Annotated in this window: 9 protein-coding genes; all 9 read right to left on the minus strand. The window is 53.0% G+C overall.

The genetic code is table 11. The features are described from left to right. Positions 1-95: 95 nt before the first annotated feature. On the minus strand, positions 96-1,637 hold the full coding sequence (locus FDX11_RS22475; protein ID WP_042306756.1) for a peptide MFS transporter: 1,542 nt from the start codon (positions 1,635-1,637) through the stop codon (positions 96-98). A gap of 300 nt (positions 1,638-1,937) precedes the next feature. Beyond that, entirely contained in the window at positions 1,938-3,410 is a 1,473-nt protein-coding gene (gene der / locus FDX11_RS22480; protein WP_038642605.1) for a ribosome biogenesis GTPase Der, read from the minus strand. A 117-nt stretch (positions 3,411-3,527) separates the two neighbouring features. Further along, complete coding sequence (bamB, locus tag FDX11_RS22485) at positions 3,528-4,706, minus strand: outer membrane protein assembly factor BamB (RefSeq protein WP_137398550.1); 1,179 nt, start codon at positions 4,704-4,706, stop codon at positions 3,528-3,530. A 10-nt stretch (positions 4,707-4,716) separates the two neighbouring features. After that, entirely contained in the window at positions 4,717-5,337 is a 621-nt protein-coding gene (locus FDX11_RS22490; RefSeq protein ID WP_042306752.1) for a YfgM family protein, read from the minus strand. A 13-nt stretch (positions 5,338-5,350) separates the two neighbouring features. Next, positions 5,351-6,625, minus strand: coding sequence for a histidine--tRNA ligase (gene hisS, locus FDX11_RS22495; protein ID WP_137398551.1), 1,275 nt, complete (start codon positions 6,623-6,625; stop codon positions 5,351-5,353). A gap of 110 nt (positions 6,626-6,735) precedes the next feature. After that, positions 6,736-7,854 carry a flavodoxin-dependent (E)-4-hydroxy-3-methylbut-2-enyl-diphosphate synthase gene (ispG, locus tag FDX11_RS22500; RefSeq protein WP_016154000.1) on the minus strand — a complete coding sequence of 373 codons (1,119 nt, stop codon included), beginning with the start codon at positions 7,852-7,854 and terminating at the stop codon, positions 6,736-6,738. A 26-nt stretch (positions 7,855-7,880) separates the two neighbouring features. Continuing rightward, positions 7,881-8,879 (minus strand): cytoskeleton protein RodZ, encoded by a 999-nt coding sequence (gene rodZ / locus FDX11_RS22505; RefSeq protein WP_137398552.1) that lies wholly within the window; start codon positions 8,877-8,879, stop codon positions 7,881-7,883. 285 nt (positions 8,880-9,164) lie between these two features. Beyond that, positions 9,165-10,331, minus strand: coding sequence for a bifunctional tRNA (adenosine(37)-C2)-methyltransferase TrmG/ribosomal RNA large subunit methyltransferase RlmN (locus FDX11_RS22510; protein ID WP_003037713.1), 1,167 nt, complete (start codon positions 10,329-10,331; stop codon positions 9,165-9,167). Between the two features lie 194 nt (positions 10,332-10,525). Beyond that, positions 10,526-10,957 carry a nucleoside-diphosphate kinase gene (ndk, locus tag FDX11_RS22515; RefSeq protein ID WP_003037710.1) on the minus strand — a complete coding sequence of 144 codons (432 nt, stop codon included), beginning with the start codon at positions 10,955-10,957 and terminating at the stop codon, positions 10,526-10,528. Positions 10,958-11,060: the final 103 nt, after the last annotated feature.

An 11,060-nucleotide genomic window follows, 5' to 3' on the forward strand; every position in this document is an offset into this window, starting at 1 on the left:
GCTACGCTGAATGTCGCCCAGGCCCAACAAAACATCATACCTCATCAATTGAATGACCGGGGCATAGCCTCTGCCCCGGCACAATCGAGGTGTTATCAGGCGCTGGTTGCCGGTTTAGTTTGCGTATTCTCCAGCATGCGACGAATCGGCACAATGAGGACGATCAGGACCGCGGCGCAGATCAGCAGCGCAATCGAGCAGCGAGCGAAGAGATCCGGCAGCATATCCAGTTGGTCAGCCTTCACATGACCACCAATCAGACCTGCAGCCAGGTTACCCAGCGCACTGGCGCAGAACCACAGACCCATCATCTGCCCACGCATTCTTTCCGGTGCCAGCAGCGTCATGGTCGCCAGACCGATCGGGCTCAGACACAACTCGCCGAGCGTCAGCATCAGGATACTGCCCACCAGCCAGAATGGAGAAACGCCCGCCCCGCCGTTGCTGAGAACGTTTTGCGCCGCCAGCATCATCAAGCCAAAGCCTGCCGCCGCACACAAAATGCCGATAACGAACTTAGTGATACTGCTCGGGCGAATGTTCATGCTCGCCAGCTTCGGCCACGCCCAGCTGAATACCGGCGCCAGCAGGATGATAAACAGGGCGTTTATCGACTGGAACCAGACCGCCGGAATTTCAAAATCACCGATCATACGGTTAGTGTAGTCGTTGGCGAACAGGTTGAACGAGGTTGGCTTTTGCTCAAACGCCGACCAGAAGAATGCGGCGGAAACCAGCAGGATAAAGCAAACCAGCAGTCTGGCACGCTCTTTACGATTCAGGCCGGCAAAGATGAACAGATAGATAAAGTAGAGTGCAACAGAGGCGGCAATCACGTACACCAGTATGCTGGCAACCGCGACCGGATTAATCACAATCACGCCCTGCGCAATCAGCGTAACGATAACCGCCACACCGACAGCCAGCGCGAGTAGCCATGCGCCCACACCGTTACGCTTCACTACCGGGCTGTTCCAGGTCGAGTCCAGTCCCACTTCGCTGTCGTAGCGTTTCATCGACGGAACGGCAAACACACGGAAGATGATTAACGCCACCAGCATCCCGATACCACCGATACCGAAGCCCCAATGCCAGCCATGGGTTTTAATCAACCAACCGGAGATCAAGGGGGCGATGAATGACCCCATGTTGATGCCCATGTAGAACAGCGAGAAACCGCCGTCACGACGCGCATCGCCTTTTTTATACAATGTGCCAACCATGACCGAAATACAGGTCTTAAACAGACCGGAACCGAGCACGATAAACATCAGGCCGATAAAGAACAGGTTGTTACCCATAATGGCCGAAAGCGCAATCGACAGATGACCAAGCGCAATCAGGATGGAGCCGTACCATACCGCTTTCTGTTGGCCGAGCCAGTTATCCGCCAGCCAACCACCCGGCAGCGCAGCGAGATACATCGTACCGGCAAAGATACCCACAATCGCCGAGGCGTTTTCACGGGCCAGCCCCATGCCGCCGTCATAGACGGTAGCCGCCATAAACAGGATCAGTAATGGGCGAATGCCATAAAACGAGAAACGCTCCCACATCTCTGTGAAGAACAGCGAGCCGAGCGGATAAGGATGACCGAAGAAAGTTCGGCTTTCTTTTTGATTAACAGAGGATTGCATAATTCTCCCGAAAGTTATGTCGTCGTGCGTGTAAACACCGCGATGTACGCCAGCCAGTTACGTATCTGACCGATTTTTTACATGCGGCGAAAAGTTATTTAACCATTTGATAACTTAAGGCTAGTTTTGTCTAGTACCAGCCCCCGGACTTTAAGATGAAAACTCGACAAATGTCTACTTTCTTAGATTTAAACTTGGTAAAAAACGAATAGTGATTGACATCGCACGGGCTGAAGCTGGCGATGGAATACCGAAAAAAAACCCGCGGCAAGCGCGGGTTTTTATCAACATCAGCAACGATTATTTGCTTTTTTTAATGTGCTTAATCAAACGCTTACGTTTACGCATCTGGGTCGGCGTCAGCGTATTACGTTTATTCGCAAACGGGTTTTCCCCTTCTTTGAACTGAATGCGAATCGGTGTCCCCATCACGTCCAGAGTTTTGCGGAAGTAGTTCATCAGATAGCGCTTATATGAATCCGGCAGATCTTTCACCTGATTACCATGAATCACCACAATCGGCGGGTTATAACCGCCGGCATGGGCATATTTCAGCTTCACGCGACGACCACGTACCAGCGGCGGCTGATGATCTTCTACCGCCATGGTCATGATACGCGTCAACATCGCGGTACTAACGCGACGGGTCGAGCTGTCGTACGCTTCGCGGACCGATTCAAACAGATTACCGACGCCGCTACCGTGCAGTGCAGAGATAAAGTGTACACGCGCAAAATCAATAAAGCCCAGACGGAAGTCCAGCGTTTCCTTGACCTGCTCTTTCACTTCCTGCGTCAGGCCGTCCCATTTGTTGACGACAATAACAAGTGAGCGCCCACTATTGAGGATAAAGCCCAACAGCGACAGGTCCTGATCGGAAATACCTTCCCGCGCATCAATCACCAGCATGACCACGTTGGCATCTTCAATCGCCTGCAGCGTTTTGATGACTGAGAATTTTTCTACCGCTTCGGTAATTTTCCCGCGCTTACGCACGCCCGCGGTGTCGATCAGCACATATTCACGTTCGTCGCGTTGCATCGGAATATAAATGCTGTCACGCGTGGTCCCAGGCATGTCGTAAACCACCACGCGGTCTTCGCCCAGAATACGGTTAGTCAGTGTGGACTTACCTACGTTCGGACGACCCACAATCGCCAGTTTGATCGGCAGATCCTGCGGGTTGAAGTCGTCTTCAGGCTCTTCTTCACCGTTTTCTTTGGCTTCCAGTTGCGCCCAATATTCCGCATCTTCATCGACTTCTTCCTGCGGCGCAACGTCATCCATCCACGGCAGCAGAACATGCTCCAGCAGGCTGAGAACGCCGCGACCATGGGAGGCAGCAATCGGATAAATTTCACCCAGACCCAGCGAGTAGAAATCAACAACCGCCTGATCGGGATCCAGTCCGTCAGTTTTGTTGGCCACCAGGAACGTCGGTTTCTGGCGTGAACGCAGATGTTTAGCAATGGCTTCATCCGCTGGCATCAGGCCAGCACGCGCATCCACCATAAACAGCACAACGTCCGCTTCTTCGATAGCCAACAGAGACTGTTCAGCCATGCGGGTTTCAACACCGTCTTCGGTGCCATCAATACCGCCGGTATCAATGCAGATAAACTCGCGGCCTTCAATTTCCGCACGACCGTACTTACGGTCACGAGTCAGACCCGGGAAATCCGCAACCAGCGCATCTCGGGTGCGAGTTAGACGGTTAAATAACGTGGATTTGCCAACGTTAGGGCGCCCGACAAGCGCGACCACAGGTACCATGTTTAAAACCTCATTTAAAAAATCATCAGACAACGCGCACATTTTTGCGCCGTTGTTAAAAACAGTAAAACGGCCCCTGCACCAGGAGCCGTTTTTCAAAGCGAGCGGCCAGGACGATTAACGCGTAATGGAGTACAGCGTACCGTCTTTCGCCTGGATCAGCAGTTTACCATCAGCAGAGACTGGCTCAGTCAGGAAACCGGAGCTGTCGACTTTCTGCTGGGCAACAAAGCGACCATCTTCAACGTTAATCCAGTGCAGGTAGCCTTCGCTATCGCCCACAACTAAATTGCCGTTATACAATACCGGAGACGTCAGCAGACGGTGCAGCAGATCGCTTTGCGTCCACAGCGTCACGCCGCCGTCGGTAGTCAGCGCCAGGATGCGGTCGTTTTGATCGACCAGGTAGATACGGTTTCCGTCGACGATGAAATCATTCACCGAGCCCAGTTCACGTTTCCACATAATCTGGCCACTGCGCAGATCCAGCGCGGTCAGGTTACCATTATAAGCCAGCGCGTAAACAACGCCATTGACGATAACCGGCGTGGTATCAACGTCACTCAGACGATCGATTTCCGTTGGGCCTGTCGCTTGAGAAATACGTTGCTGCCAAATCATCTGACCCTGCTGCATCAGCACGGCGCTTACGCGACCGTTATCACCACCAACAATAGCTGCGCCAAAGGCCGTCGCAGGGGCAGATTCGCCACGCAGAGACAGGGATGGCATATCGAGGTTAACGGTCCACTTGATGGCGCCGTCAGCTTCGTTCAACGCCTGCAATTGACCGTTACTGGTGTGGATTAATACCACGCCATCGCTCACAACCGGACGAGACAGCGCTTCACCGGCAACTTTCGTCTGCCATGCGGTGGTACCATCGCTGGTATTCAACGCATAAACCTGCGCTTTTTCACTGCCAATGTAAACATGACCACCGGACACGGTTACGCCGCCAGAAAGCTGTGCAGATGCACGGGAGAACCAACCGTCTTTCTCACCCAGATTAACAGACCACACTTCTTTGCCGTCGTCTGCGTTCAACGCTTTCACGACACCTGAGCGATCGGCTGCATAGACAACGTTATCCGCCAGCGCAGGATGAAGATTGGAATAGAAATCACCAATACCGTTGCCCACGGAAGTGCTCCAGTCCGTAGACGGAGTAAACTGGTTTTCAACCACCGGTAATGGGGACATCTTAACGACATCTTCTTCGCCACTAAACAGTGAACAGCCGCTCAATAGGGTAACGGAAAGCAGCCCTGGCAGAAGTAATTTACGCAATTGCATCGGGTCCCTCTCAGATGGACAAATTATTGATTTTCATCTGCATCATTTCGCTCAGAGCAGGAGAGGCATCGCTTTTCACACCCGCTTCCCATGCGCTACGCGCACCTTGTTTGTCGCCCTTGCTCAGCAACGCTTCACCGCGCAGATCGGCAACAATGGCCGTCCACCCTTCACCTTTAATGGTGTCGAGTGTTTTCAGCGCGGTATCAGCCTGTTTAAGCTGAACCTGAACACGAGCCAGACGCAGGTTAATCACCGCTTTGAGATTATCATCGCTGGTTGCAGCCAGGCCTTGTTGCAGCTGGCTGGCGGCTTTCTCAAGTTCATTTTGGTCAACAAACTGCTGCGCAAGTTCCAGTGAAGCTAACGCGCCGTAGGTATTTTTATTCTCTGCTGCAAATTTCTCTGCCGCAGGAATGCTATCCGCTTTACCCGCACTAACCGCGGTCACCGTATTTTGGTATGCCAGAGAAGCAGAGCGTGCGGACTCCGTCTGATGGCTGGTCCAGTAACGCCAGCCAACCAGCGCGCCAACCCCTAAAATTATCCCAACCGCCAGCGCTTTGCCGTTTTCGGCAAAGAAGCGTTTTACCGCATCAACCTGGTCGTGTTCGTTCTCGTAAATTTCCACGCTGTCCTTCTCCTTAGCCCAGTAGAGTGCGCAAATGCGCGGCAACGCCATCCTGCGCTACTGCCGTTTGCTCACCAGAGCGCAAATCCTTCACTACAACGGTACCGTCAGCCACTTCGGACTCACCCAGTACCAGTGCAACGCGGGCGCCCCATTTATCGGCACGAGCAAACTGTTTCTTAAAGTTGCCGCCGCCGTGGTTGGTCATCAGTTTCACACCAGGAACTTCATCACGCAGACGTTCTGCAAGCCGCATTGCTGCCGGCTGCGTGTCTGTGCCTGAAGCAACCAGGTATATATCGACAACAGGGGAGGCAATAAATTCCGGATTAACTGCCTGAACTAATAAAACAAGTCGTTCCAGGCCCATGGCGAAGCCCACAGCAGGCGTTGCGCGACCGCCAAGTTGCTCTACCAGACCGTCGTAACGACCACCGGCACACACGGTACCCTGCGAGCCCAGGCTGCTGGTGACCCACTCGAATACGGTGCGGTTGTAGTAATCAAGACCACGAACCAGACGCTGATTAACGGTGTAGGCAATCCCTGCGGATTCCAGCAGTTTGCACAGACCCGCGAAATGCTCGCGAGAGTCGTCATCAAGATAATCACCCAGCGCAGGTGCGTCGTTGAGTAGCGCCTGCACTTCTGGGTTTTTGGAGTCAAGCACGCGCAGCGGGTTGGTGTACATGCGACGCTTGCAGTCTTCGTCCAGCTTCTCTTTATGCTGTTCCAGGTAGGCTACCAGCGCATCACGGTAGTTAGCGCGGGCTTCAAGCGAACCAATTGAGTTCAGCTCCAGGCTGACATGCTGAGATATACCCAGCGCGCGCCACCAGCGAGCGGTCAACATAATCAGTTCAGCATCGATGTCCGGGCCCTGCAGGCCAAACACTTCGACACCCAACTGATGGAACTGACGATAGCGTCCTTTCTGCGGACGTTCGTGGCGGAACATCGGCCCGATATACCACAGACGCTGTTCCTGATTGTACAGGAGACCATGTTCGATGCCGGCGCGTACGCAGCCCGCTGTCCCTTCAGGACGCAGAGTCAGGCTGTCACCATTTCTGTCCTCAAAGGTATACATCTCTTTTTCAACCACGTCGGTAACTTCACCGATCGCGCGTTTGAATAACGGGGTCTGCTCTACAATCGGCAAGCGGATTTCACTGTAACCGTAGCTACCGAGCACGTTCTTGAGAGTGCCTTCAATGCGCTGCCAGATGGCGGTTTCGCCAGGCAGATAATCGTTCATGCCGCGAATGGCTTGAATGTTTTTTGCCACGTTTATTCTCTTTATGAATATAAAAATGAACCCTCAGCGCTAACCCGAACAATGCGGGCGCCATGCGGGTTCAATCATACACGGGAAGCACGCCGCTTCCCATCACGTTGTTATTTTTCAAGCTGCTGCACGTCGATACGACGCGCTTCGTCCAGGATACTCGCTTTAGCGCGAATACGGGCTTCAAGCTGCGTGATCATATCGTCGTTGTCGAGTCTGTCCTTACGCACACCGTCTTCGTACAGGCCGCTTTTCTTGTTACCGCCCGTCACGCCCAGCGTAGAAACCAGCGCTTCGCCAGGACCGTTTACCACGCAGCCGATGATCGAAACATCCATTGGCGTAATGATATCTTCCAGACGTTGCTCCAGCGCGTTAACCGTACCGATAACGTCGAATTCCTGACGTGAGCAGGTTGGACAAGCGATAAAGTTGATCCCGCGCGCGCGAATGCGCAGCGATTTCAGAATATCGAAGCCCACTTTGATCTCTTCTACCGGATCGGCGGCCAGAGAAACACGCAGCGTATCGCCGATCCCTTCAGATAGCAGCAATCCTAAACCGATCGCGGATTTCACCGCGCCGCTACGTGCGCCACCGGCTTCGGTGATTCCCAGATGCAGCGGTTGATCGATCTGTTTCGCCAGCAGGCGATAGGATTCTACGGCAAGGAAAACGTCAGAGGCTTTAACGCTGACTTTGAATTGATCGAAGTTCAGACGATCCAGATGATCCACATGACGCATAGCGGATTCCAGCAGCGCCTGCGGCGTCGGTTCACCGTATTTTTCTTGCAGATCTTTTTCCAGCGAGCCGGCGTTTACGCCGATGCGGATAGGGATATTTTTATCGCGCGCGCAGTCAACCACCATGCGGATACGCTCTTCATTACCGATATTGCCTGGGTTAATACGCAGGCAATCGACACCGTATTCCGCGACTTTCAGCGCAATGCGGTAATCGAAGTGAATATCGGCAACCAGCGGCACATTAACCTGCTGTTTGATCAGCTTGAACGCTTCTGCGGCATCCATTGTCGGTACAGAGACGCGAACAATGTCTGCGCCTACGCGTTCCAGCGCTTTAATCTGATTAACCGTCGCTTCCACGTCAGTGGTACGCGTATTGGTCATAGACTGTACGGCGATGGGCGCGCCATCGCCGATCGGCACATTCCCAACGTAAATGCGTGTCGATTTTCTACGTTGAATTGGAGCCTGGTTATGCATTAAAAAATCTCCCGCATTGCCGTCTGTTACTGAGCCGGTGATTGTTCGGCATTAACGGTCAGACGTGCAACCTGGTTAGTTCTGATAAAACGACTCAGATCGACAGGTTTCCCCTGGAACTGAATCTGCACTGCCGCCGGAGCGCCAATTTTCAGTTTGTACGGCGCCTGACCGGTCAGATTGAGATTGCCGTCTTTACGCTGCATACCGCTGAACAGTTTTTTACCGGTCGCATCGGTCACTTCCAGCCAGCAATCAGCGGTAAAATTCATTACCAGCGCGTTAGGATCGGTTGCCGGGGTAGTGACACCCGCCTGGTCAGTCGGCAGCGGTGCCGCATTCGCTGGCGCTGTTGGCGCGGCGGTTGCGGTATCGACGTTGGCCTGAGAAGGTGCCACTACGGCATTCTGTTGCGCATCCGCGGCTGGTGCCGGAGCTGTCGGGGCATCAGTCGCTGGCGCTGCGTTCGCCACCACGCCATCGCCCGAAGCCGGGGTTGTCTCCTGACCTGCTGCGGCGCTGGTATCTAACGGTACATTCTGCGCAGTGTCTTTACCGGCATTCAGTTCAGCGGAAGATTGATCGGCCATGGTGCTGATCTCTTCCTGCTGCGCTTTATGGTTCTGCCACCACCAGGCCCCTGTCAGTCCGACAACGACAAACAGCACCAGCCAGGTGAAGGTCATTAACCAGCCATCGCGCTTTTTACGACGCTTACCGAGCGAGAAGCTCTGCATCGGCGCGACTTTAGCAGGACGAATTGGCGCCTGTTTTTCCAGCCCTGGCAACAGTTCTTCTTCAGGAATATGCACCAGACGCGCATAAGAACGGATGTATCCACGCAGGAATGTTGAAGCGAGATCGGCTGGTGCCTTATCTTCTTCAATATCACGTACCGTGGAGACCTTCAGGCACAGTCGCTCCGCGACTGCCTGCTGGCTGAATCCGAGTTGTTCACGGGCATTGCGCAGACGAACGCCGGTGGAGAGTGCTTCATTTTTGTCGTGCGTGGCTTCAGTATTCATTCGCTACAGCTGCGTAAATTTGGGTTCTGGCGCCGGCGAGTCACAATGCTCACCCACACCGCGAAACATCTGGTCAGTTAACCTTCGTCAGACAGTATAAAACGGTCAGACTACCAATGACAAAAAAGCGTAAACCTGAGGGCTAAACTCTTGTTGCGCCGTTACATACTGCCTTAAAGTCGACAAAAACGCACCGTTATTATTGACCTGACGACAACAGCCAAGGAACCTCATCTGGCTTACATTGCACTACGGTACATGAATTATACCGTAGTGCACTCAACATCAAACGGTTTTGATGTCGATAGCATCACCCTGCATACGCTTGCGCAGAGTACGCTTGGTACGGTCGATAACATCGCCGGCCAATTGACCGCAGGCTGCATCGATGTCATCGCCACGTGTTTTACGCACGATGGTGGTGAAACCATAGCTCATCAACACTTTGGAGAAACGATCGATACGGCTGTTAGAGCTACGACCATACGGTGCGCCAGGGAACGGGTTCCATGGGATCAGGTTGATCTTACACGGTGTATCTTTCAGCAGTTCAGCCAGTTGATGTGCGTGTTCGGTACCGTCATTGATGTGATCCAACATGACATACTCAATGGTCACACGACCCTGGTTGGCGTTGGATTTCTCCAGGTAACGACGTACTGCCCCGAGGAACGTTTCGATATTGTACTTTTTGTTGATAGGCACAATTTCGTCACGAATTTCATCGTTCGGCGCATGCAGAGAGATCGCCAGCGCGACGTCAATCATATCGCCCAGCTTATCCAACGCAGGTACAACCCCTGAGGTGGAAAGCGTAACGCGACGCTTTGACAGCCCGAAACCGAAGTCATCCAGCATGATTTCCATCGCCGGCACCACGTTAGTCAGGTTGAGCAGCGGCTCGCCCATCCCCATCATCACCACGTTGGTGATAGGACGTACGCCCGTTGCTTTGACCGCGCCGACGATTTTCGCCGCACGCCAAACCTGGCCAATGATTTCCGACACTCGCAGGTTACGGTTAAATCCCTGTTGCGCCGTAGAGCAGAATTTACACTCTAATGCACAACCAACCTGTGAAGAAACACACAGGGTCGCGCGATCGTCTTCCGGGATATAAACAGTTTCAACGCGCTGATCGCCAACCGCGATAGCCCATTTGATCGTGCCGTCAGAGGAACGCTGCTCTTCCACCACTTCCGGGGCGCGAATTTCAGCGACTTCTTTCAGCTTGTTGCGCAGCACCTTATTGATGTCAGTCATGTCATCAAAGTTGTCGCTGCAATAGTGGTACATCCACTTCATGACCTGATCGGCACGAAACGGCTTTTCGCCCATCTCTTTGAAGAATTCGCGCATTTGCTGACGGTTCAGATCCAGCAGGTTAATTTTTCCATTTTTATTTGGAACCGCAGGAATGACGACTTCAGAGGTGTTAACTAATTCAGACATAATTTTTTCCGGCCTCGTTGTTACACGTTGTGGCCCGTGGAGGGTTAAAAAGAAACGCCCCGGCAAGCGATCTGCTCTTCCGGGGCGTTGCATTGTACAAAGTCTGGCGCAGGGATGCCACGTTTGCACGAAGCATTAGCGAAAATAATATGTAAATCGCTAATTCATCTCAACGGCGTTTCAGACGCAGGAGATTAGCGCGTACGCGGGCAAACCTCGCCCTCACCAAAGAAATAGGCGATTTCGCGAGCGGCAGATTCAACGGAATCAGAACCGTGAGTCCCGTTCTCGGTGAAGCTGTCAGCGTAGTCGGCACGCAGGGTACCGGCCAGCGCGTTCGCTGGGTTGGTAGCGCCCAGCAGATCGCGATGACGCTGTACGGCGTTTTCGCTTTCCAGAACAGAAACAACGATCGGACCGGAGGTCATAAATTCAACCAGACCGTCAAAGAACGGCTTGCCATCGTGTTCAGCATAGAAGCCACGCGCCTGCTCAACGGTCAGGTGCAGCATTTTAGTCCCGACAATCTTGAACCCTGCAGCTTCAAAGCGCGCAAAGATGCTCCCAATAACGTTTTTTGCCACCGCGTTTGGTTTAATGATGGAAAAAGTACGTTCAATAGCCATTGATAACCTCTGTAATGTGTTCTGTTGTTGTCTATATAGATGTACGACCTGGCGCGGATTATAAAGAGCATCCCGGCAATTGACTATTGATGAAGGTAACATT

This window comes from Citrobacter sp. wls714 (genome assembly GCF_005281025.1).
In the GTDB taxonomy this organism is placed as follows: Bacteria; Pseudomonadota; Gammaproteobacteria; order Enterobacterales; family Enterobacteriaceae; genus Citrobacter; species Citrobacter werkmanii.

Bases quoted from the DNA above. Each gene is read 5' to 3' on its own strand.
- der (WP_038642605.1), bottom strand. From the start codon at position 3,410: ATGGTACCTGTGGTCGCGCTTGTCGGGCGCCCTAACGTTGGCAAATCC.
- FDX11_RS22475 (WP_042306756.1), bottom strand. From the start codon at position 1,637: ATGCAATCCTCTGTTAATCAAAAAGAAAGCCGAACTTTCTTCGGTCAT.
- ndk (WP_003037710.1), bottom strand. From the start codon at position 10,957: ATGGCTATTGAACGTACTTTTTCCATCATTAAACCAAACGCGGTGGCA.
- bamB (WP_137398550.1), bottom strand. From the start codon at position 4,706: ATGCAATTGCGTAAATTACTTCTGCCAGGGCTGCTTTCCGTTACCCTA.
- FDX11_RS22510 (WP_003037713.1), bottom strand. From the start codon at position 10,331: ATGTCTGAATTAGTTAACACCTCTGAAGTCGTCATTCCTGCGGTTCCA.
- ispG (WP_016154000.1), bottom strand. From the start codon at position 7,854: ATGCATAACCAGGCTCCAATTCAACGTAGAAAATCGACACGCATTTAC.
- rodZ (WP_137398552.1), bottom strand. From the start codon at position 8,879: ATGAATACTGAAGCCACGCACGACAAAAATGAAGCACTCTCCACCGGC.